This window comes from Aeromonas sp. R2-4, from assembly GCF_040908365.1.
In the GTDB taxonomy this organism is placed as follows: domain Bacteria; phylum Pseudomonadota; class Gammaproteobacteria; order Enterobacterales; family Aeromonadaceae; genus Aeromonas; species Aeromonas veronii.
This window is the reverse complement of the sequence record NZ_JBFODO010000013.1, coordinates 289121-309753: the sequence shown is the minus strand read 5'-3', so window position 1 is coordinate 309753 and position 20633 is coordinate 289121. Positions and strand designations below refer to the sequence as shown.

Sequence of the window (20633 nt, the reverse complement as noted above, 5' to 3'; positions counted from 1 at the left end):
TCAAGGCTGGACCAGCATCATTGCTGGCCTTTCAGATTAAACGGGCGAACATAGGGCAACAGCTCGGTATCCAGTGTGACGCTGCGGCCACCGGTACCCACGCTGCCAAGTCCCTTCATTTCAAACTGCAGACCAATGACTTTTTCCGAAGTGGGTTTCAGGGTGACGTTGTCCGGCTGATTGTGCCACTCCAGGCTCATGTTGATGCTCCAGCAGCAGGAGTCGTATTTGACACCGATCTTGCGGTCAATGTTCACATCCTGCTTGATGTCACGGTAGTAACCGCCATACATCTGCCACTGATCGGCGATCGGCGCCATCATCACCAGACCCGCCTGGCTCAGATCTTCTGCCAGCGCCGTGTTGGTCGGATAGCGATAGTCCAGGTTGCCATCCTTGATGTAGCGGTAGTTGACCTGAGTGGTCAGCTTGCCGGTCCGGTACTCGACTGCACCGTTGCCAGCCGTAAATTCACCCTCGGAGGTATCGTACTGGGTTCCTGCATGGGCAAACCACTCATCGGTGATCCGGGCATCCCCCTCGAACGAGAGCAGGGAGCGGGCGTTGGTGCTTTCCGGATTTGAAGGGTAGAGGCGCACCTTGGGTGGTGTCATTTCGAAGGCCTGGGCCACCGCCAGACGCAACCGTTCATCACCCACATTGTCATAGACCCGGCTGGTCAGGCCAACGGTGACCCGATTGGCATCGCTGATGCGGTCGAGACCGGCAAAGCGGCGATCACTGAACAGGCTGTAGTAATCCTGACGGGTGGTGGTGGAGTCGTAGATCCCGATCTCGTCCTGATTTTTGTAAGGGATATAGAGGTACTGAAACTCGGGTTCCAGAGTCTGGGTGCCCTTGCCATCATACCAGTCGAGTGGCCGATCGAAGTTGACGCCCCCCTTGAGGCGGAAGGAGGGCAGAGTACGGGTAATGGTGCCCTCTTTCAGGGTCAGCTGTTTGCTGTCTGCATCGGTGAAGCGGCTGCGGTCCTGGCTAACCAGATTATCGGGTACCTCCTGGTTGTAGGAGGTAAACATCAGCTTGTACTGACTGGTCAGGTAGTAACCCGGTGCATCCACCAGGGGCACAGTCAGGGTGGGTGCCAGATGCAGGCGGGTGGCGGTATAGCGCTCACCTGCTTGCAAAGTGTCGGCACTGCCACTGTCATAACCAAACTTGGTCAGTTCACTGTTCCAGGCCAGATCGAACCACTTACCTTGCTGATAGTAGTTGTAGTCAATACGCGGCAGCATCTCGTGGGGCAGCAGCGCATATGGGCTCAGGATTTGGTAGCGGCGCACCTCGGAGGTGAGGTTCCAGTTGTGCTGGTAGTAGCCGGCGGTAAAGGATTGTTGCAACTGGCTGTCGACCTGAGTGCCGACCTGTGGGCTGAAGTCGTTGAAGTAGTTGTAGTCCTTGTCACGCACCTGGGTGTAGTCGATGCCAAAACGCAGGCTGCCATCCATCAGGGCTGAGCCGTGTCGGACGTTCATCATGTAGCGATGGCCATCGGACAGGCCAGCCAGACTCGGATTGCTCGGGCTGTACTGCTTGTCATCCGCCAGATTTTCAAAGTACAGAATACCTGCATGTGCGGGATCCGGCATGTAGCGGAACTCCACCTGCTCCATCAGGCCGCGTTTGTCCATAAAACGGGAGGTGATGGTGGCATCGTAGTTGGGGGCAATGTTCCAGTAGAAGGGCTGGGTGATATCCATGCCATTGCTGGAGCTCTGTTTATAACCCGGGTAGAGCAGGCCTGTCTTCCGCTCATCCTTGATGGGGAAGTTGATATAAGGGAAGTAGAACACCGGGTAGTCATAGAGCCAGAGGCTGGCGTTCCAGGCTTCGCCGAACACCTCTTTCTGGTCGATGTCGATGCTGCCCGCCTTGAGGGTCCACACTTCCTGACCGGGGGGGCAGGTGGTGTACTGGGCACCCTCCATGGTGATGTTCTGGTTGTTGTTGGTCATCACCACGCGCTTGGCAAAGCCGCGCACTGGTGAGCCATGCACCTGATACTTGCCCTCTTCCAGTTCGGAGTTCTTGGTATCCAGGTTGGATTTGAGGGTCTTGTCGCTGGTGACGGTCACCTGACCGTCGTTGTAATAGATGTTGCCGATGGCGATGACATCCCGACTCTTCTGATCGAGCTGGGCATAGTCGGAGTCAAACTTGCGAACCCCCTGACGAACCTTGACGTCACCTTCATAGACGGCGGTGCCGCCCTGTTTGGCCTCGAGACGGTCGGCATCAACCTCGACCGGCTGTGCGTTGGCATCCTGATCCGATGCTGGCTTCTCTATCTTGGGAACATAGTCATAGCAGAGACTATCTAGAATGCCGGTGGCTGGCGGCGCTTCGAACGGGGCCGCCTGCACCATCATAGAGGTGAGTGCGGGGGCCAGGCTGATAGTCAGGGCGATGGGATAGCGGTACCCCAGTGTCCATTTTGTCATGTGAAAGACTCGTGCAATCCGTGATAGATACGGTTGATCCAAGGCATGCATTTTACGACAGGTTTCATCGAGTTGACATTGCATGTCATTGCTTTATGTTAGCCGGCAATGATAAAGCATTATTGCGGCCAGGGCTAACAGCCAAGTGCTGCTTTCCACCTTGGTCCTCTACTTATGCACGATCGCGATTCCCTGCTATTGCAGTGGGCACGCCGTATTTCCGGTGATGCCACTCTCACGCTTACCCTCATTTCCGGTGATGCCAGCTTCCGCCGCTACTCTCGTGGTGGTGGTCTTGTGTGGGTGGATGCCAATCCGAAAACCGAAAAAAATCATGAGTTTGTTCGTAACTCGGCCGCCTTGCTGGCGCGTCAGCTGTTGGCGCCAGAGGTGAAGGCGGTGGACTACGAACAGGGTCTGCTGGCGGTCAGTGACCTGGGCGATACCCAGCTGATCAGCTGCCTGAACGAACACAATGTGCTGGCCTGGTATGGCAAGGCGATTGATTTGCTGCCCCGCCTGGGGGCGGTTGAACTGGCGCTTGAACCCTTCGATGCAGCTTTTATGGCGCGGGAGAACAGCATTTTCCCCGAGTGGCTGCTGGGTCATCATCTGCAACTGACCCTGAGCCATGAAGAGCAGCAACTGCTGGACGAGACCTTTGCCTGCCTCACCGCCTGCAATCTGGCCCAGCCGCAGGGGGTGATGCATAGAGATTTCCACAGTCGCAACCTGATGGTGTGTGGCGGGGATACTCCCGAGAGCAGCCGGCTGGCCATCATCGATTTTCAGGATATGGTCATCGGGCCGCTCACCTATGACCTGGTCTCCCTGCTTAAAGATTGCTACATACGCTGGCCTGACGAGGTGATCGATGAAGGGATGCGCCACGGCTTTGCTACCCTGCAACAGACGGGTCTGCTTGGCGAGCTCGATTATGCCAGTTTCCGTCGTGATGCCGACCTGACCGGCATGCAGCGCCACCTCAAAGCGGCGGGGATCTTCACCCGGCTCTATCATCGCGACGGCAAGTCCGGCTATCTCAAGGATATTCCCCGTACCCTCGGCTATGTGGTGGATGTCTGTCGCACTCATGGTCGTGCCTATCCGGTACTGGCCCGTTTTGGTCAGTGGCTGGAGCAGGTGGTGTTGCCGGGGATCGCCAACGCCGGGGTTAAACCATGAAGGCGATGATCCTGGCCGCTGGCCGTGGCGAGCGGATGCGCCCGCTGACCGACCTGCTGCCCAAGCCGCTGCTGGCGGTGGGGGGCAAGCCGCTTATCGTCCACCATATCGAAAAGTTGAAGTCAGCTGGCGTGACCGAGCTGGTGATCAACCACGCCTGGCTCGGCCACAAGCTGGTCGAGAGCCTTGGTGATGGCAGTGCGCTGGGCGTGACCATCCACTGGTCAGCCGAGGAGAGTGCGCTGGAGACCGCGGGCGGCATTGTGCAGGCGCTGCCGCTGCTGGGCTCTGAACCCTTTTTGGTGATCAACGGCGATACCTGGCTCGATCTCGATTATCACACTCTGGTCAGCCAGCCCCTTGGCGATGATCTGGCCCACCTCTGGCTGGTGCCCAATCCGCCCCAGCACCCGAGCGGGGACTTTGCCCTGCAAGAAGGGCGAGTCATGGATACGCCAGCGTTTACCTTCAGCGGGGTCGGACTATATGATCCGGCGGCCTTTGCCGGTCTCGCGGGCGGCGCCCGCAAGCTGGCGCCCCTGCTGCGTGACTGGATGGCGCAAGGGCGGGTGGGCGGCAGCCTGCTTGCTGGCGAGTGGCGCGATATCGGCACGGTCGATCGACTGCGCGAGCTGGATGACCAGCTCCAGGCCCGCACTCATTAACTTCAAGAGGTCTTGAACCATGCGTATTTGGGGTAAGGTGCTGGGCGCCTTCTTCGGTTTTCTGCTCGGCAATATCATCGGCGCCCTGATTGGCCTCTGGATCGGCCACCGTTTCGACCGTGGCATGGGGTTGCAGGGGGCGTTTCGTCGCGGCCCGAGTCAGGAGCAGCAAGCCGTCTTCTTCCACGCCACCTTCTCGGTGATGGGCCATATCGCCAAGTCCAGCGGTCAGGTGACCGAGCAGGAGATCCGGGTTGCCTCCAACCTGATGGATCGGATGCGGCTGGCGGGTGAACAGCGTGCCCGGGCGCAGGAGTCGTTTCGTCTCGGTAAAGAGGCCGACTTCCCGCTGCGCGAGACCCTGGCCGAGTTCCGCCGTGCCAGTCTGGGGCAGCGCGATATTCTGCGCTTCTTCCTCGAAGTGCAGTTGCAGGCGGCCTTTGCCGACGGGCGGGTGGAGGAGGGCGAGCGCGCCATTCTGCACACCATTGCCGACGAACTGGGCTTCAGCCGCATCGAGCTGGCTCGCATTCTGGCGATGGCCGAAGCGCAGATGAACTTCTTCAATCAGGCTCATGGCCAGTATCAGGGGGGCCATTCCGGTGGTCAGCAGTATCGGCAGGCGGCACCCTCTGCGGATCGCCTCAAGAATGCCTACCAGTTGCTGGGAGTGAGCGAGAGCGACAGCGATCAGGATATCAAGCGCGCCTACCGCAAGGAGATGAGCAAGCACCACCCGGACAAGCTGGCCGCCAAAGGGCTGCCGCCGGAGATGATGGAGATGGCCAAGGAGAAGACCCAGGAGATCCAGCAAGCCTGGGAGTGGATCCGCGAGGCCCGCGGCATCCGGTAAGCGCCAACGTCAGGTTGGAACAGACAATAAAAAGCCCCGCAGCAGTGCGGGGCTTTGCTTTGCCGTGTGGCGCAGGCCGGGTTATTTGGCCGGAATGGCTTCCAGCACGTGCACCAGCAGTTGCCAGAAACGTTCGACCGCCGGGATATGTACCTTCTCGTCAGGGGAGTGGGCACCGCGGATGGTCGGGCCAAAGGAGACCATGTCCCAATCCGGATAGGCGCTCTTGAACAGACCGCACTCGAGACCGGCATGGATCACCATGACGTTGGGCATGGTGCCGAACAGGGTCTGGTAGCTGTTACGTACCAGCGCCATGACGGGGGAGTCCACGTTCGGCGCCCAACCCGGGTAGGCACCGGTGAATTCGCAGCTGGCGCCTGCCAGGGTGAACAGGGAGCGGGTCATCTGCTCGATGCTCTCGCGGCCGGAGTCAATCAGGGAGCGGATCAGGCACTGGACGTACACTTCGCCATCCTGAGTCTTGATGACCCCCAGGTTGGTAGAGGTTTCGGTCACGCCGGGCATGGCATCGCTCATGCGCATCACGCCGTTCGGGCAGGCCATCAGGGCATCCAGCAGGCGCTGCTGCAGGGAGACGCTCATCAACTTGGCCGGTTTGGCGGCGTTGTTGACCAGCACGGTCAGGTTCGGCTCGGTAGCGGCCAGTTCGGTCTGGTAGATCCCGGTGTAGCGGTCAACCAGCGCCTTGAACTCGTTTACGCTGGCAGAAGGCACCAGCAGGGTGGCGCGAGCTTCGCGCGGGATGGCGTTGCGCAGCGTGCCGCCGTGGATCTCGGCCAGACGGATACCGAGCGGCTCGGCTGCTTTGAGCAGACGCACCAGCAGCTTGTTGGCGTTGCCACGACCGCGATGGATATCGCAACCGGAGTGGCCGCCACGCAGCCCTTTGACCGCCAGCTCGAACGCTTCACCTTCAGCAGCATCAACCAGCTCGAGCGGGAAGCGGATATTGGCATCCACACCGCCAGCGCAGCCCATGTAGACCTCGCCATCCTCTTCGGAGTCGGTGTTGAGCAGAATTTCGCCCTCCAGCCAGCCCGCTTCCAGACCGAAAGCGCCGGTCATGCCGGTCTCTTCGTCTGTGGTCAGCAGCACTTCCAGCGGACCGTGCTTGATGGTCTTGTCAGCCAGCACAGCCAGGCAACCGGCCATGCCGATGCCGTTATCGGCACCCAGGGTGGTGCCACGGGCAGTGACCCACTCGCCATCTATATAGGCATCGATGGGATCGGTCGCGAAGTCGTGTTTGGTGTCGGCGTTGGCCTGCGGCACCATGTCGATGTGGGCTTGCAGTACCACGGCTTTGCGGTTTTCCATCCCCGGGGTGGCCGGTTTCTTGATGATGATGTTGCCGACCTTGTCCTGCTTGACCGCCAGACCTTCCCCTTGAGCCCATTGGATGATCCAGGCGCTCAGTTTGGCTTCATGTTTGGAAGGGTGGGGAATGGAGCAGATCTGTTCGAAGAAATGCCAAATCAGTTTGGGAGAGAGAGAGCTAAGCTGTGCCACGTCGGGACTCCTTACCAGCACGGAATTAACAGGGCCCCATCAGCGGGCCGGGGAAGAGGATAACGATAATACAGTCAATCACACAAAAATGTGAGCAATCAGCGCAAATCGCAGGCAGCTTGTGCTGGCTGATGGCAACCAGGCAGTACGATCGTCAGGTTCGGACGACGCTGACCGATAGAAAAGAAAATGTGTGACCGATCTCACAAAAATATTGAATTTAACGCACCGACTGGTAAATTAGCTCCCGTGGTTCGCCACCCGTCAGGATGACGATGAAAGCCTCCAGGGAACCGAAGCAAAGCAAGTGCGCCTCCATGGAACCGAGTGTTCGTTCAAGGATTTGAGCCCGCATTAAAGGTACGTAACTTGTTAAGCAATCAGGAGTTTCAATATGCCAGGCAGCAACTCAACCTATTGGTTTGCCCCCTCTTTGTATACCCAGGGTTTCAGCTACCCTAACCCCTTCGTCACTCGTCGCTAAGACGAGCTGCCCAACCAGGCAGAGGCGAGAAAGCAGCAGGTGCGTGAGGTAAATCCTCCCCCTGCTATTTTTTTATCTGCGATTTGCCGCACAGCTCATTAGGACTCGGCAGCAGGGACGGCAGGTTAGTCGTTTGGCGCTCGAGATGGGCCGAATGGAGAGGGTGATGCCGATTTTTCCTGTTTTTGGCATACGTTTGCCAGGCATTTTCTCTGCAAACGGTGCTATCATATCGGCCCAACAGCCTGTCCGCGGTTTGGACACATCATCTAACCGATCGCCGGATAAGCCCATCTTGCTTCCATTGTTATCAGATTTGCTGCCGAGGCTTAGTCCTGAGGCAGCCGAAGTGCAATCTGAATTCAGTCGGGCAAGGGCCGCCATTTACTGGCATCCGCAGGGATAATTGCGGATGTTGTTATTTTAAGTGATTGTTTTTAAATAACTATTCGAGATCGATAACATGCCGAAAAAGTTCTATGTGTCGTGGGACAACCTGCAACGTGAAGCTCGCCGTCTGGCCCGTCGTCAGCTGCCTGTCAGCCAGTGGAAAGGTATCATCGCGGTCAGCCGTGGTGGCCTGGTGCCCGCAGCCCTGATGGCCCGTGAACTTGGCATTCGTAATGTGGAAACCCTCTGCATCTCCAGCTATGACCATGACAGCCAGCGCGAGCTGGTGGTCGTGAAGGCTGCCACCACCGCCGGTGACGGCGAAGGCTGGCTGGTGGTGGAAGATCTGGTAGACACCGGCACTACCGCCAAGGCGATCCGCGAGCTCTACCCGAAAGCCAAGTTCATCGCGATTTTCGCCAAGCCGATGGGCGAAGCGCTGCTGGACGATTTCGAAGTGGCGATCCCGCAGGATACCTGGATCGAACAGCCATGGGATATGGCACTGGAGTTCGCCACACCGATTTGCGACGAAAAGTAACAGGATCGGGATGTGACGCTCGCTGTGTCCATTGGTCGCAACCGGCAATAATGGTTTCACAGGGCTCCAATTTGGAGCCCTGTTTTTTTGTGTATCAATCTGTTGCAGGGTGGCTGATGGGCAGTAAAAGTGGTTAAGATGAGCTATTGCCTGATATGAATGGGACACTATCTTGGACTTGAACGAAGACCTAAACCTGACCGAACAGCTCTTTACCCGCGTCAAGAAGGTATTGGAAACATCCGAGATCTCCAACTCCAGTGCGGCTGATCTGGCGCAAGCCGAGTCAGACGAGATGTTTATCGACGGCTCCATGTCAAAGAGCTGGTATCGCCTGCTGCGCCGCCCCTCCTGGACCTGGCAGGGGGCAGATCCCATCGAAGTGGAGCAGACCCTGGCCCGTATCGCCATGGCGACCGGTGAGCGCACCCACGATTGCTATCTCGATACCATCAAGGGCTATGTGCCCGGCAACTGGATCTACGAATGGAGCCAGGTGGCTGGCAACTATTTCAAGCAGGGCCGCGAACTGCGCGAGAAGGGGGATACTTCTGGTGCCCTGAAGCAGCTGCTCAAGGCGGTGCGCTACTACTCCATCGCCAGCTATCCCCATCTCAAGGATGACGAGCTGGCGGATCAAGCCCAGCTGCTTGGCAACATGGCCTATCGCGAGGCGGGCCGCCTGTTCAAGGTTCCGCTCAAAGAGATCCAGGTGCCTTTTCGCGGCAAGCATATTCAGGGTTATCTCCACCTGCCGACGACCGAAAAACCGGTGCCGTTGGTGATCATCAGCGGCGGGATCGACTCCTTGCAGCTCGATTTCCTCAACTTCTATCTCAAACGGCTCGAGCCCAACGGTATCGGCATGCTCTCCCTCGATATGCCCGGGGTTGGCTATGCCGAGCATTGGCCGCTGGTGCAGGATACCAGCCGTCTCCATCAGGCGGTGCTCCATTACCTCTCCGAAGTGGCCTGGGTCGATCATCAGCGTATCGCCATGGTGGGGATGCGTCTGGCGGGCAATATCGCAGCCAGACTGGCCTTTATCGAGCCGTTCAAGCTGCGCACCGTGGTTTGTGTCGGCGCCGGGGTCAATCAGGTGTTTACCAATCAGGAGCTGTTTGCCAAGTGCCCGCGCATGATGCGGGACAGTCTGGCCAACCGGTTGGGGGCGGATGCGGCGCAGTGGGACGGCATGCGTACCAAGTGCCAGGTTTTTTCACTTAAAACACAAGGATTACTGGGGACTCGCACCTCTGTGCCGATATTGAGTATTGGACACAAGCGAGATTTTATTTGTCCCGAGCAGGATGTACGGGCATTGGCGGCGGCCAGTCGTAACGGCAAGGCCATCGTATTTGATAAACAGCCTTTGCTGGAGGTGTATGACAAGGCACTGGACGAAATCGTCGAGTGGTTGAAACAGCATTTGTGTACCTGACATTGCGCTAAAGAACTGACGCCATCCCGAGGTGGCGCGGCTTGTTTAACAGGGAGGTTAACATGTCTGAAAGAGTGACCTACAAGCGACTGCTGAGGCAGTTTGCTGCCATCGGCCCCTATTTGCGCGAAGATCTCTGCGAAGAGGGGCGTTATCGTTTCGACTGCCTGTCGGTCTGTGTCAGCGCCAAGCCGGCGCCGGACAAGCGGGAGTTCTGGGGTTGGTGGCTGGTGCTGGAGCAGGACGATCACCATTTCCGTTACCACTATCAGCTCGGTTTCTACAATGCTGATGGCGAGTGGCTGGACAAGCCGATCCCCAAGAAGCACCAGGTAGAAGTGGAGCGGACCCTCAACCGTTTCTACAAGCTCATCAGCGACAAACTGACGGCTCTGGAGTGTCAGTTAGCGCCAGCGGATCAGGTCACCAATGAGTTGACCGTAACGGCAGCCTGATCCCCTGAAGCCCTGCGAGTTGCATCTGTCACTCGCAGGGCTTCAGTTCTCTCTCCTCCCGTTTTTTCTCCTCTTCCACCGCACCATGAATTGCCTTGCAGGGCTCCATGGCCGTGGGTATAAAGATATTCCTTACTTTTTTAGCCTTTATGCTCCCATGGAAAACAGAACCATAGTCGTCAAGTTGGGCACCAGCGTGCTCACAGGGGGGTCTTCCCAGCTCAATCGTGCCCATATGGTCGAGCTGGTCAGACAGTGTGCGGCCTTGCACCGTCACGGCCATCGGGTCGTGGTCGTCACATCAGGAGCTATCGCCGCCGGGCGTGAACATCTGGGCCACCCGCTACTGGCGCCAACCCTGCCCAACAAGCAGATGCTGGCGGCGGTTGGTCAGACCCAGCTTATTCGGGTATGGCAGGATCTGTTCAACCTCTATGGCCTGCATATCGGCCAGATGCTGCTGACCCGCGCCGATCTGGAAGATCGGGAGCGCTACCTCAACGCCCGCGACACCATGCGCACCCTGCTCGATCACCGCATTATTCCGGTGATCAACGAAAACGATGCGGTGGCGACCGCCGAGATCAAGGTCGGCGACAACGACAACCTCTCCGCACGGGCCGCCATTCTGGCGGATGCTGACCTGCTGATCCTGCTGACTGACCAGAAGGGGCTTTTTACCGCCGATCCGCGCACCAATCCCGACGCCCAGCTCATTGAAGAGGTGCAGACCATCGACGATACCCTGCGCTCGCTGGCGGGTGACAGTGTCAGCGGCCTCGGCACCGGCGGCATGGCTACCAAGCTGCAGGCCGCCGATGTGGCCCGTCGAGCTGGTGTCAACGTGGTGATCGCGACCGGCCAGATGCCGGAGGTGATCGGCCGTCTTGCCAAGGGTGAGCGGATTGGCACCCTGTTCCCGGCGCTGGCCTCCCCGCTGGAAGGGCGCAAGAGCTGGATCCTGGCAGGCCCGCCCCCTCACGGCGAAGTGCATGTGGATCAGGGGGCTGTCGCCGCCATGAAGGAGAAAGGCTCCAGCCTGCTGCCCAAGGGGATCGTCGCGGTCAAGGGCGACTTTATTCGGGGCGATGTGGTGCGGATCCTAGATCCCAAAGGCGCTGAGCTGGCGCGTGGCATCTGCCGTTACGACCATCTGGAGCTGGAGAAGTTGCGTGGCGTCCACTCGGATCAGATTGAGCAGGTACTGGGCTATGGATATGGTTCAGTAGCCATCCATCGAGACGATATGGTGCTGCTCTAATCAGGGCGGCACGGCATGAACAAAAGGGAACCGAGATGAGTCTGGAGAAAATGGGGCAGGCGGCCCGAGAAGCCGCCTATCAGCTGGCTACCATCAGCACGGCGCAGAAGAATCGGGCGCTGGCCGCCATCGCCGACGAGCTTGAGGCGCGCAGTGAGCAGATCCTCGCGGCCAACGACAAGGATATCGCGGCAGGGCGTGAGGCTGGCTTGTCAGAAGCGATGCTGGATCGCCTGCTGCTCAATCCGGCCCGGCTGGCCGGGATTGTGGCGGATGTGCGCAAGGTAATCACGCTGGATGATCCGGTCGGCGCCGAAATGGATAGCCGGGTGCTGGAAAATGGCTTGCGGCTCTCCCGTCGTCGGGTGCCCATCGGGGTTATCGGCGTCATCTACGAGGCGCGACCCAACGTCACCATCGACATCGCCAGCCTCTGCCTCAAGACCGGCAACGCCAGCATACTCCGCGGCGGGCGCGAGACCTTCCACTCCAATCTGGAGCTGGTGCGGGTGATCCAGCATGCCTTGGCGGCCTCCGGTCTGCCCGAGGCGGCGGTGCAGTACATCGACAACCCGGATCGGGCGCTGGTCGGCGAGTTGCTGCGTCTCGACCGCTATGTGGACATGATCATCCCCCGTGGTGGCGCGGGCCTGCACAAGATGTGCAAGGAGAACAGCTCCATCCCGGTCATCATCGGCGGGTTCGGTATCAGCCATATTTTCGTCGACGAGAGTGCTGATCTGGTGCGCTCTCTGGCGGTTATCGATAACGCCAAGGTGCAGCGCCCCTCCGCCTGCAATGCCCTCGATACTCTGCTGGTACACGAGAAAGTCGCTTCGGCTTTCCTGCCGCAGCTGGTGACGCTGATGAACGAGCGCAAGGTGACGCTGGTGGCCGCGCCCAATGCCATGGCGTTGCTGGCGGGCGCGGACAACCTGTGCGAGGTAGGGCCGGAGGATTTCGATACCGAGTGGCTCGGGCTGACCCTGGGGGTCAAGCTGGTGGCGGATGTGAACGAAGCGCTGGCCCATATGCGCGAGCATAACGCCGGCCACTCCGATGCCATCCTGACCAACGATCTGGCCAACGCCGAGCGTTTCGTCAACGGAGCCGGTTCGGCGGCTGTCTATGTCAACGCCTCCACCCGTTTCACCGATGGTGGCCAGTTTGGTCTGGGTGCTGAAGTGGCGGTGTCGACCCAGATGCTGCATGCCCGTGGCCCCATGGGGCTCACCGAGCTCACCAGCTACAAGTGGGTAGGGCAGGCCGATTACCTCAGCCGCGCCTGATAACCTGTTGTGTCAGATATAAAAATGCCGACCTCTTGGTCGGCATTTTATTTGGTGGATATCGTGAAGATATCAGGCGCTCGGGTTATTCCCCGTGATAGATCGCCTTGTCACCGTGCTTGAGCACATAACCCTTCCAGATAAAGAGGGTGTAGCCGCTACCCTGCCACGACCAGTTGCCCTCCGCACCTTGACGGGTCAGCGCAAGCAGCTCGCCGGTCGGCAGGGTGAGCTCTGCCTTGCTCTGATCGGCGTTGAACAGCACGAAGGCGCTGCTGGTCTGGCTGGCATCGGTTGGATTGAGCCGGATACCCTCTTCAAACAGGCGCACACATTTGCCAGTCAGCGCTGACCACTGATAGCCCGCACTGCCGATACAGCCGTGGCTGTCGCGATCGCCGCCCACCAGATGTTGTTCCGGTGTACTGCATGCCGCCAGCAGCAGAGAGGCGGCCATCAGAGTCAATGTGCGCATGGTTACTCCTGCAGATCCCGTTCGATGACGATGTTGGAGAATCCCAACTCTTTGAAGTAGTTCTCCTGATAATCCTTCACGCTCTTTTTGTCACGGCGACAAACCTGAGCCAGCTGGGCCTCCATGGCGTGAAAACTGGTGAGATCCAGCCCTTCGGCAGCGGCGATGGCGTCGTAGATGCTGCGGAACTTGTCGTTCGCGTAGCCGATCTCTTTGGCCTGTTTTTTATAGGTGTAGGTAATCTTAAAGGCCATCTTGCCCTTCCTTCTTCGATTTGGCTTGCTTGCGCTGGACGTAGAGGTAGAGGCTTTCGACCTTCTCCCGAGCCCATGGGGTCTTGCGCAAGAACTTCAGGCTGGACTTGATGCTGGGATTATCGGTGAAGCAGCGGATATTGATCTGCTGCCCCAGCTCTTCCCAGCCGTAGTATTCGACCAGCGCGGTGACGATGGCTTCCAGCGTCAGCCCGTGCAGCGGGTTGTTCTTCTGCGAGGCGTTCGGTTGCTCGCTCATGCCTGCTCCGCCAGCTTGGCAAAGGGCTGACCCATGCGGGTGGTGACCCCGTTGGCCAAGTGAGGTTCGAAACCGGCCAGCATACCCGGGCCAAACAGGCAGACCACGGTGCTGCCCAGCTTGAACAGGCCCATTTCGGCACCTTTCTGCAGGGTAATGGCCTCGTCGCCGGTGTAGTCCCAGCGCACCACCTTCTTCTCTTTGGTCGGCGCAATGTTGCCGGCCCAGATGGTCTCGATGCTGGCCACGATAGTGGCACCGACCAGCACCAGCGCCATCGGGCCGTGCGGGGTGCGGAAGGTGGCGACCACCCGCTCGTTGCGAGCAAACAGGTTCGGCACGTTCTCGGCGGTGAGCGGGTTGACGGAGAAAAGATCCCCCGGCACGAACACCATGCTCTCCAGCACACCATCCAGCGGCATGTGGATGCGGTGATAATCCTTGGGTGCCAGATAGATGGTGGCGAAGTCGCCATCCTTGAACGGCGCCACCAAATCCTCATAGCCACCCAGCAGCTCGCGGGCGCTGTAGTCGTGGCCCTTGGCCTGGATGATGCGACCTTGCTGGATGGGGCCGAGCTGGCTGACGGTGCCATCGACCGGCAGCGCCAGGGTCATGGCATCTTCTACCACGGGGCGGATACCGGGCTTGAGCTCGCGGGTGAAGAACTCGTTGAAGCTCTTATAGTGGGCCGGACTCTCGTGCAGCGCCTCGCTCATGTCGACCTGATACTGCTTGATAAAGGCCTCGATCACTTTGGTGGTGATGTTGCCCGCTTCGGCGGCGGCAAACTTGCCGATCAGACGGGAGAGGGCGTGCTTGGGCAGACAGTATTGACCGGCAATTTTCAGGTTGTCAGTAATGCTCATGTTCATCATCAACGTAGGTTAAACAGGGTCACAGGCGCGCTTGCTGGCGACCGTGACGGGCTTCCTGCATGGTTTCCAGGATGCGGTGATAGTTGTGGAAGCGATCGGCGCTGATGGCGCCCGCTTCGACCGCGGCGCGCAGGGCACAGCCGGGATCGTCCTTGTGGGTACAGTCGCGGAACTTGCAGCCACCCAGATAGTCGCGAAACTCGACGAAGCACCAGGTGATGCGGTCGGCTTCCAGATGCCAGAGGGCGAACTCGCGGATCCCGGGGGAGTCGATCAGATCGCCACCGCTCGGGAAGTGGTAGAGCCGCGCCGTGGTAGTGGTGTGCTGGCCGAGCCCCGAGTTTTCGGAGATCTCGCCGGTGAGCACATCCAGCCCCGGCATCAGGGCGTTGGTGAGCGAGGATTTGCCCACCCCGGACTGGCCGACGAAGATGCTGATCTTGTCGGTGAGCTTGGCTTTCAGCTCATCCAGCCCTTCACCGCTCTCGCAGCTTACCAGCAGCACCTCGTAATTGAGCTTGCGGTAGGTTTCGAGCTGGAGCTCGATGCGCGCTCTGGCGGCATCATCAAGCATATCGACCTTGTTCAGCACGATGAGGGGGCGGATCTCCACATCCTCGGCGGCCACCAGGTAGCGGTCGACGATGTTGGTGGAGAACTCGGGCATCACCGCCGAGACGATGATGATCTGGTCGATATTGGCGGCGATGGGTTTGACCCCGTCGTAGAAGTCCGGCCGGGTCAGTACCGAGTGGCGCGGATGCACCGCCTCGATGACGCCCGCTGTCGCGGCATTGAGGCCGGGACGCCACACCACCTTGTCGCCGCACACCAGACTGCTGATGCTGCTGCGCCGCAGGTTGCTGCGGTGGATGGTGCCATCGACCGCTTCCACGTCTGCGTGCTGACCAAAACGACTGATCACCACCCCTTCGATGGCGGGGCCAAACAGGGTGTCATCCACCACTGTGGAGTGATCTTTTTGCAGCCGCCGTTCGCGGTTGGCCTGGACGCGCCTTTGTTGACCCAGATTGAGTTTTGCTTTCTTTGCCACTCGATTCGCCAGTTTATGAACAGATCCAAAGCCAGTATGATACATGCAAATTGGCAAAATTCCGCCATTCCTCCCAATAGAGAGAGCAATCATGACAGTCAGCGCGCAGAACCTGGTATGGATCGACATGGAGATGACGGGTTTGGACCCCGAAGAGAACGTGGTACTGGAGATTGCCACCATAGTCACCGACAAGGATCTGAACGTACTGGCCGAAGGGCCGGTCATCGCCATCCATCAGAGTGATGAAGAGCTGGCCAAGATGGACGACTGGAACGTCAACACCCATACCAAGAGCGGTCTGGTGGCCCGGGTCAAGGCGAGCCAGCACGATGAGGCGAAAGCCATTGCCGAGACCCTCGAGTTCATTCGCCAGTGGGTGCCGGAGCGCACCAGCCCGCTGTGCGGCAACAGCATCGGTCAGGATCGCCGCTTCATGGTCAAGCACATGGCCGAGCTGGAAGCCTTCTTCCACTACCGCAACGTCGACGTCAGCACCATCAAGGAGCTGGTACGCCGCTGGCAGCCGGAACTGCTGGATCAGTTCAAGAAGAGCGGCACCCACCAGGCGCTGGACGATATCCGCGAATCCATCGCCGAGCTGCAGTTCTATCGCAGCCACGTCTTCAAGATCTGATTCCCCGGCAAGGGTTTGTCATACTCTGGCTGCTAAAATCGACAGTTCGGCCAGCTTTTGAGCGAACGCGCGCAACCAGACAAAAAAGCCCTTGCAATTGGAATGACTGCTCTTATAATTCGGCTCCCGTACAGTAGCGCAAGCAACCAAATGCTGTACGGCCTGTTTTAAGGTAGTTGCGGGAATAGCTCAGTTGGTAGAGCACGACCTTGCCAAGGTCGGGGTCGCGAGTTCGAGTCTCGTTTCCCGCTCCAAAAATCTGATGATGACACTGGTGCAAACCAGCCCGATGCGGGAATAGCTCAGTTGGTAGAGCACGACCTTGCCAAGGTCGGGGTCGCGAGTTCGAGTCTCGTTTCCCGCTCCAATCATCAGCCAGCCTCAAGACAACCAAATTGTTGCGGGAATAGCTCAGTTGGTAGAGCACGACCTTGCCAAGGTCGGGGTCGCGAGTTCGAGTCTCGTTTCCCGCTCCAAAAAATTTGTAAGTGATATTCCGATGCGGGAATAGCTCAGTTGGTAGAGCACGACCTTGCCAAGGTCGGGGTCGCGAGTTCGAGTCTCGTTTCCCGCTCCAATCACTTGCAGATGACATTCTGTTGCGGGAATAGCTCAGTTGGTAGAGCACGACCTTGCCAAGGTCGGGGTCGCGAGTTCGAGTCTCGTTTCCCGCTCCAAACATTTGTAAGTGACATTTCGTTGCGGGAATAGCTCAGTTGGTAGAGCACGACCTTGCCAAGGTCGGGGTCGCGAGTTCGAGTCTCGTTTCCCGCTCCAATCACTTGTAAATGACATTCTGTTGCGGGAATAGCTCAGTTGGTAGAGCACGACCTTGCCAAGGTCGGGGTCGCGAGTTCGAGTCTCGTTTCCCGCTCCAATCTCTCTTCGAAGTCTTCATAATCCCTCTGAATTGCCCCTCACATCGCGCTGCGATGCTTTGTCGTACCTGGCGTTTACTAGGTGCGTCTCTACCACCTCCTGCCAACAGGAAGGGGATGTGGGCTCATGGTGCGGATTGTACGAGGCAAGCGGTTGTAACAGGTGGTGGGAGGCGAGAATTGCGGGCAAAAAAGAGGAGGGGCCTTGGCTCCTCCTGCATGATTCACTGGCGCGGGCTTAGACCAGAGTAACGTTCTCAGCCTGAGGGCCTTTTTTGCCCTGGGTCACAGTGAACTGGACTTTTTGACCTTCAGCCAGGGTTTTGAAACCGGTGCTCTGGATGGAGGAGAAGTGAACGAATACGTCCGGACCTTGGGATTGTTCAATAAAGCCAAAACCCTTGGTTTCGTTGAACCATTTTACCTGGCCGGTGCGAATGTCAGACATGTGCTAAATCCTATCAATAACAAAATGAAACTAAGCCCGTGCTGGGCTGCATTTGCCTTGCAAGCAGGGGTTGGCTCATGACTGACCACGTCTCTTTGTCCCAGTAGCACGTAGAACAATCCCTGTCTAAAGCACAAACGATTGTACGTTAGCGCCGATCCTTGTCAATTTGACCCCTTTCGTTTTTTGAACAAGCTAAAAATATTGTGAAGTCAGTAGCTTATTTGAAGATATTTGACTGAAAAAAAACGGGAGGCCAGCGCCTCCCATGTTGTTATTCCTTGAGGGCGAACCCTTCGCCCTGCCGGTCGTAGCGGTAAACCGCCTGACCGTAGGAGCGGATCTCCACCCGCTGGATGCGGCGGGTGTCGTCCACCAGGATGAAGATAGAGCGGCCCGATTGCAGGCGGGTCAGGGGACGATCCGGCCCCTCGATGGCGATCAGGCGGCTCAGCTCGGCACCCGGCAACTCGAATTTACGCCAGATGGAGTAGAGGGTCTCACCCGCCTGCACATCGTGTTGCAGCCAGGTGCCGTTGACCTTCTCTTCGACCGGCTTGGCTGCCGCGGGGGCACTGCCTGCCGCGCCACTGCCGACAGTTAGAGCTTGAGCAGGCACGGCCAGCGGCACTTCCAGCGAGCCGGAAGGGGCGGCTTTGGGGGCGGATGGCGCTGGCTCCCAGGCCAGCACCAGCAACCAGAGCGGGATCAGGATCAGCAGACCTATGGTGTTTTTGCGGGGCAGCGGGCTGGACAGCTTGAATTTGCCTGCTTTGGCATCCTGGCGGCGTTGGCCGAGGTTGCTCATCCCTTGGCCAAAACGTTGGCGCAGGGACAGGGTCGCGGCATTGATGCGATGGAGCAGGGATCCTTGAGATTCGTCTTGGCGACGCTGCTGGGCTCGTCTGTTATGGCCTCGTGGGCGACGGTCCGGGGTGGGCACGGCATTTACCTCTCACTACATTGCCTGCCATCAGGCAAATTCGTCGCCTATGGTAAACGGACTCGCCCCCGAGGGGGAGAGTCCTGAGGCGGAAAATTATCAGCTGAGACGAAATTGACCCAATAATTGCTGCAATTTGTCGGCCGCTTGACGCAATGCCTGACTGGCTTTGGCCGTTTCGGTCGCATCCTGAGCAATGTCGTTGGCCAGTGCGTTGGTTTTTGACAGGTTGCCGGAGACGGTTTCTGAGACCGAGCTCTGCTCTTCGGCGGCGGAGGCGATCTGATAGGTCATGTCGTTGATGGTGGAGATGGCCTGGTAGATGCTGCCTAGCGCCTCTTCCGCCAGATCCGCCTCGCCCACCGCCTGATGGGTCAGCTGCTGGCTCTGGGTGATAGCGTTGACTGCATTGGTGGAGCTGAGGCGGATCTTCTCTATCAACTCTTGGGTGTTCTGTACCGCCTGCTGGGTATTGCCCGCCAGTTTGCGCACCTCGTCGGCCACCACCGCAAAGCCGCGGCCCTGTTCGCCAGCCCGTGCAGCCTCGATGGCGGCGTTGAGAGCCAGCAGGTTGGTCTGATCGGCAATCCCCTGAATGACGGTGAGGATGCTGGTGATCTGGGCGCTGTCGTGAGCCAGCCCTTCCACCACTTCGGCCCCTTTACCGGCTTCTGCCGCGACCTTGTGCATCGACTGGATCACCTGCTGGAAGCGCTCCTTGCCCTGATCGGCTGCGCCTTGCGCCTGTTTGGCCGAGTCGGCGGTGTTGTTGGCGTGGGTGGCGACCTCCTGACTGACGTAGGACATCTCCTGCACCGCGGTCAGCATCTGCTCCATCTCCGCCTGATGGTGCTGCAGGTTGTTGTCGGTCTGGCCGGCGATGCGATCGGTATCACCGGCGTAGCGGTTCACCTCGCTGGCAGTCTTGAGCACATCCCCGAGCAGCCCTTGCAGCTTGTCGATAAAGCGGTTTATCCCCTTGGCGAGATCCCCCAGCTCATCCACCGAGCGGGTCGTGAGGCGTTTGGTGAGATCCCCTTCACCATCGGCGATGTCATCCACCAAGCTGACCATCTGACGGATGGGGCCAGTGATGCTGCGGGCTATCACCAGCATGGTGGCCAGCGCCAGCACCAGTACGATAACGGCGCCCACCAATTGCTGGGTCATGGCTGCCTGGTTCATGTTGCTCAGCTGGCTTTCCAGTTGATCGGCGCCCGCCAGTACCACCTTGTAGGGCAGGGTGACGATGATGGCCCAGTTGCGGCTCATTCCCGACACCATGATGGGGACGGAAATACGGAATGACTCGTCCAGCTCCTGACGCTGAATTTCCGGTTTCAGGTACTGCTGCCACTGGTCGCCCAGCACCTTACTTGCGCTGCTACCGAGCAGGCTGGCATCACCGCTGGTGCCGGTGATGACACCGGCGGCGCTGACGATCAGGGTTTCGCCCTTGCCGTCATAGATATTGCTGTTGAGGCTCTTGGCCTGACGACTGATGGAGTCCACCGCCAGATCCAGCGCGGCGATCCCCTTGAACTGACCATCCACCATGATGGGGGTGGTGATGGTGCTCACCAGCACCTGCTGACCGTTGATATCCACTTTGAAAGGATCGATCAGACAAGAGCGTCCTTCCCGCTTCGGGCAGGCGTAGTAGTCGTTGGCGGGATTGCCGAATTCGTCCGGGTCGGTTTTTTCGATGGAGAGCAGCAGATCGGTACCGATTTGATCCTTGTCGCGATAGAAGTAGGGGACAAAGCGCCCCTTGCTGTCGCTACCGAGCTCGGTCTGACCGGCAAAGCTGGCATCCTGACCGTCGAAACCGTTGGGTTCTAAGCCGGCGAAGGCGCCATAGAGTTGGGGTTCAAGGGCGAGCTGCGCCTTGAGCAGGTCGGTGGCCTGTTGGCGATCCAGCGGCAGTTTGCCTTGCTGTTGCAGGGCGAGGGCGCTGGCCATCTGCTGGGTGTAGGAGAGCCCTTTTTGCAGCAGCTGGGTGATGGTGGCCGCCTCGGCGCGGGCATTGGCGCTGACCTTCTGCCATGCCTCCTGCTGCAGCGCTTCACGGCTGGAGCTGATGGTGAGTTGTTGGGTTTGTTTGCCGGAGTATTGGTTGAGCAGGATCAGGATGACCAGGGCTGCGGTCATGGCGATCCCGGCCATCACTAGAATGCGATTCTGGATAGAACGGAACTGCATCGTCTCTTCCTTGTTCGTGAGAAGTGTGGTGAGCGTTATTTGGGTA

The 20633-nt window shown here is 58.8% G+C and carries 19 protein-coding genes and 7 tRNA genes; 16 read left to right on the top strand and 10 right to left on the bottom strand.

Annotated features, from left to right (window positions below; genetic code table 11):
- Window positions 1-17: 17 nt before the first annotated feature.
- Window positions 18-2462 carry an LPS assembly protein LptD gene (gene lptD / locus AB5Z05_RS06820; RefSeq protein ID WP_368150676.1) on the bottom strand — a complete coding sequence of 815 codons (2445 nt, stop codon included), beginning with the start codon at window positions 2460-2462 and terminating at the stop codon, window positions 18-20.
- 174 nt (window positions 2463-2636) lie between these two features.
- Between lptD and AB5Z05_RS06815 the strand changes: the two genes are divergently transcribed.
- Genes AB5Z05_RS06815 through djlA form a run of 3 tightly spaced genes read left to right on the top strand, consistent with a single transcriptional unit; the run spans window position 2637 to window position 5165 of the window.
- Window positions 2637-3647 (top strand): aminoglycoside phosphotransferase family protein, encoded by a 1011-nt coding sequence (locus AB5Z05_RS06815; RefSeq protein WP_368150673.1) that lies wholly within the window; start codon window positions 2637-2639, stop codon window positions 3645-3647.
- Window positions 3644-4312, top strand: coding sequence for an N-acetylmuramate alpha-1-phosphate uridylyltransferase MurU (murU, locus tag AB5Z05_RS06810; protein WP_103250434.1), 669 nt, complete (start codon window positions 3644-3646; stop codon window positions 4310-4312). The genes AB5Z05_RS06815 and murU overlap by 4 nt, the downstream gene beginning before the upstream one ends.
- Before the next feature lie 19 nt (window positions 4313-4331).
- Window positions 4332-5165 carry a co-chaperone DjlA gene (gene djlA / locus AB5Z05_RS06805; protein ID WP_005358354.1) on the top strand — a complete coding sequence of 278 codons (834 nt, stop codon included), beginning with the start codon at window positions 4332-4334 and terminating at the stop codon, window positions 5163-5165.
- A gap of 81 nt (window positions 5166-5246) precedes the next feature.
- Here djlA and AB5Z05_RS06800 read toward each other — a convergent pair whose 3' ends face one another.
- A complete protein-coding gene (locus tag AB5Z05_RS06800) occupies window positions 5247-6698 on the bottom strand; it encodes an aminoacyl-histidine dipeptidase (RefSeq protein WP_368150669.1) in 1452 nt (483 codons plus the stop codon).
- Between the two features lie 947 nt (window positions 6699-7645).
- Here AB5Z05_RS06800 and gpt point away from each other — a divergent pair.
- From gpt to AB5Z05_RS06775, 5 genes are all read left to right on the top strand, one after another.
- Entirely contained in the window at window positions 7646-8113 is a 468-nt protein-coding gene (gene gpt / locus AB5Z05_RS06795; RefSeq protein WP_005339007.1) for a xanthine phosphoribosyltransferase, read from the top strand.
- A gap of 172 nt (window positions 8114-8285) precedes the next feature.
- Complete coding sequence (frsA, locus tag AB5Z05_RS06790) at window positions 8286-9554, top strand: esterase FrsA (protein ID WP_064338704.1); 1269 nt, start codon at window positions 8286-8288, stop codon at window positions 9552-9554.
- A 62-nt stretch (window positions 9555-9616) separates the two neighbouring features.
- Window positions 9617-10009: a sigma factor-binding protein Crl gene (crl, locus tag AB5Z05_RS06785; protein ID WP_005339003.1), complete on the top strand. Its 393-nt coding sequence runs from the start codon at window positions 9617-9619 to the stop codon at window positions 10007-10009.
- 157 nt (window positions 10010-10166) lie between these two features.
- On the top strand, window positions 10167-11270 hold the full coding sequence (gene proB, locus AB5Z05_RS06780) for a glutamate 5-kinase (protein WP_368150667.1): 1104 nt from the start codon (window positions 10167-10169) through the stop codon (window positions 11268-11270).
- The gene (locus AB5Z05_RS06775; RefSeq protein ID WP_368150771.1) at window positions 11270-12559 is read left to right on the top strand and encodes a glutamate-5-semialdehyde dehydrogenase; all 1290 of its coding nucleotides are present in this window, start codon (window positions 11270-11272) and stop codon (window positions 12557-12559) included. The genes proB and AB5Z05_RS06775 overlap by 1 nt, the downstream gene beginning before the upstream one ends.
- Before the next feature lie 85 nt (window positions 12560-12644).
- Here the strand turns inward: AB5Z05_RS06775 and AB5Z05_RS06770 are convergent, their stop codons facing one another.
- The 5 genes from AB5Z05_RS06770 to rsgA are packed head-to-tail and all read right to left on the bottom strand — an operon-like array spanning window position 12645 to window position 15479.
- Window positions 12645-13034, bottom strand: coding sequence for a hypothetical protein (locus tag AB5Z05_RS06770; protein ID WP_368150664.1), 390 nt, complete (start codon window positions 13032-13034; stop codon window positions 12645-12647).
- A 2-nt stretch (window positions 13035-13036) separates the two neighbouring features.
- Complete coding sequence (locus tag AB5Z05_RS06765) at window positions 13037-13288, bottom strand: DUF2960 domain-containing protein (RefSeq protein WP_005338984.1); 252 nt, start codon at window positions 13286-13288, stop codon at window positions 13037-13039.
- Window positions 13278-13547: a VF530 family DNA-binding protein gene (locus AB5Z05_RS06760; protein WP_005338981.1), complete on the bottom strand. Its 270-nt coding sequence runs from the start codon at window positions 13545-13547 to the stop codon at window positions 13278-13280. Before AB5Z05_RS06760 ends, AB5Z05_RS06765 begins: the two co-directional genes overlap by 11 nt.
- Complete coding sequence (asd, locus tag AB5Z05_RS06755; protein WP_026034874.1) at window positions 13544-14416, bottom strand: archaetidylserine decarboxylase; 873 nt, start codon at window positions 14414-14416, stop codon at window positions 13544-13546. The genes AB5Z05_RS06760 and asd overlap by 4 nt, the downstream gene beginning before the upstream one ends.
- Before the next feature lie 28 nt (window positions 14417-14444).
- Window positions 14445-15479, bottom strand: coding sequence for a small ribosomal subunit biogenesis GTPase RsgA (gene rsgA / locus AB5Z05_RS06750; protein WP_368150661.1), 1035 nt, complete (start codon window positions 15477-15479; stop codon window positions 14445-14447).
- A 91-nt stretch (window positions 15480-15570) separates the two neighbouring features.
- On the opposite strand from rsgA, the gene orn reads away from it, so the two are divergent.
- The 8 genes from orn to AB5Z05_RS06710 all read left to right on the top strand — a co-directional run bounded on the left by orn (window position 15571) and on the right by AB5Z05_RS06710 (window position 16993).
- Window positions 15571-16116: an oligoribonuclease gene (gene orn / locus AB5Z05_RS06745; RefSeq protein ID WP_042080584.1), complete on the top strand. Its 546-nt coding sequence runs from the start codon at window positions 15571-15573 to the stop codon at window positions 16114-16116.
- 178 nt (window positions 16117-16294) lie between these two features.
- A tRNA-Gly gene (locus AB5Z05_RS06740) sits at window positions 16295-16370 on the top strand.
- A 37-nt stretch (window positions 16371-16407) separates the two neighbouring features.
- Window positions 16408-16483, top strand: a tRNA-Gly gene (locus AB5Z05_RS06735).
- A 33-nt stretch (window positions 16484-16516) separates the two neighbouring features.
- A tRNA-Gly gene (locus tag AB5Z05_RS06730) sits at window positions 16517-16592 on the top strand.
- 25 nt (window positions 16593-16617) lie between these two features.
- A tRNA-Gly gene (locus AB5Z05_RS06725) sits at window positions 16618-16693 on the top strand.
- A 24-nt stretch (window positions 16694-16717) separates the two neighbouring features.
- Window positions 16718-16793 (top strand) — tRNA-Gly (locus AB5Z05_RS06720).
- Window positions 16794-16817: 24 nt separating this feature from the next.
- Window positions 16818-16893, top strand: a tRNA-Gly gene (locus tag AB5Z05_RS06715).
- A gap of 24 nt (window positions 16894-16917) precedes the next feature.
- A tRNA-Gly gene (locus AB5Z05_RS06710) sits at window positions 16918-16993 on the top strand.
- 239 nt (window positions 16994-17232) lie between these two features.
- Here the strand turns inward: AB5Z05_RS06710 and AB5Z05_RS06705 are convergent.
- From AB5Z05_RS06705 to AB5Z05_RS06695, 3 genes are all read right to left on the bottom strand, one after another.
- Window positions 17233-17442 (bottom strand): cold-shock protein, encoded by a 210-nt coding sequence (locus AB5Z05_RS06705; RefSeq protein WP_005338972.1) that lies wholly within the window; start codon window positions 17440-17442, stop codon window positions 17233-17235.
- 274 nt (window positions 17443-17716) lie between these two features.
- Entirely contained in the window at window positions 17717-18385 is a 669-nt protein-coding gene (locus AB5Z05_RS06700) for a LysM-like peptidoglycan-binding domain-containing protein (protein ID WP_047436096.1), read from the bottom strand.
- A 99-nt stretch (window positions 18386-18484) separates the two neighbouring features.
- On the bottom strand, window positions 18485-20587 hold the full coding sequence (locus tag AB5Z05_RS06695; RefSeq protein ID WP_368150657.1) for a methyl-accepting chemotaxis protein: 2103 nt from the start codon (window positions 20585-20587) through the stop codon (window positions 18485-18487).
- Window positions 20588-20633 lie beyond the last annotated feature (46 nt).

Bases quoted from the DNA above. Each gene is read 5' to 3' on its own strand.
- lptD (WP_368150676.1), bottom strand. From the start codon at position 2,462: ATGACAAAATGGACACTGGGGTACCGCTATCCCATCGCCCTGACTATC.
- AB5Z05_RS06815 (WP_368150673.1), top strand. From the start codon at position 2,637: ATGCACGATCGCGATTCCCTGCTATTGCAGTGGGCACGCCGTATTTCC.
- murU (WP_103250434.1), top strand. From the start codon at position 3,644: ATGAAGGCGATGATCCTGGCCGCTGGCCGTGGCGAGCGGATGCGCCCG.
- djlA (WP_005358354.1), top strand. From the start codon at position 4,332: ATGCGTATTTGGGGTAAGGTGCTGGGCGCCTTCTTCGGTTTTCTGCTC.
- gpt (WP_005339007.1), top strand. From the start codon at position 7,646: ATGCCGAAAAAGTTCTATGTGTCGTGGGACAACCTGCAACGTGAAGCT.
- crl (WP_005339003.1), top strand. From the start codon at position 9,617: ATGTCTGAAAGAGTGACCTACAAGCGACTGCTGAGGCAGTTTGCTGCC.
- proB (WP_368150667.1), top strand. From the start codon at position 10,167: ATGGAAAACAGAACCATAGTCGTCAAGTTGGGCACCAGCGTGCTCACA.
- AB5Z05_RS06770 (WP_368150664.1), bottom strand. From the start codon at position 13,034: ATGCGCACATTGACTCTGATGGCCGCCTCTCTGCTGCTGGCGGCATGC.
- AB5Z05_RS06765 (WP_005338984.1), bottom strand. From the start codon at position 13,288: ATGGCCTTTAAGATTACCTACACCTATAAAAAACAGGCCAAAGAGATC.
- AB5Z05_RS06760 (WP_005338981.1), bottom strand. From the start codon at position 13,547: ATGAGCGAGCAACCGAACGCCTCGCAGAAGAACAACCCGCTGCACGGG.
- asd (WP_026034874.1), bottom strand. From the start codon at position 14,416: ATGAGCATTACTGACAACCTGAAAATTGCCGGTCAATACTGTCTGCCC.
- orn (WP_042080584.1), top strand. From the start codon at position 15,571: ATGACAGTCAGCGCGCAGAACCTGGTATGGATCGACATGGAGATGACG.
- AB5Z05_RS06705 (WP_005338972.1), bottom strand. From the start codon at position 17,442: ATGTCTGACATTCGCACCGGCCAGGTAAAATGGTTCAACGAAACCAAG.
- AB5Z05_RS06695 (WP_368150657.1), bottom strand. From the start codon at position 20,587: ATGCAGTTCCGTTCTATCCAGAATCGCATTCTAGTGATGGCCGGGATC.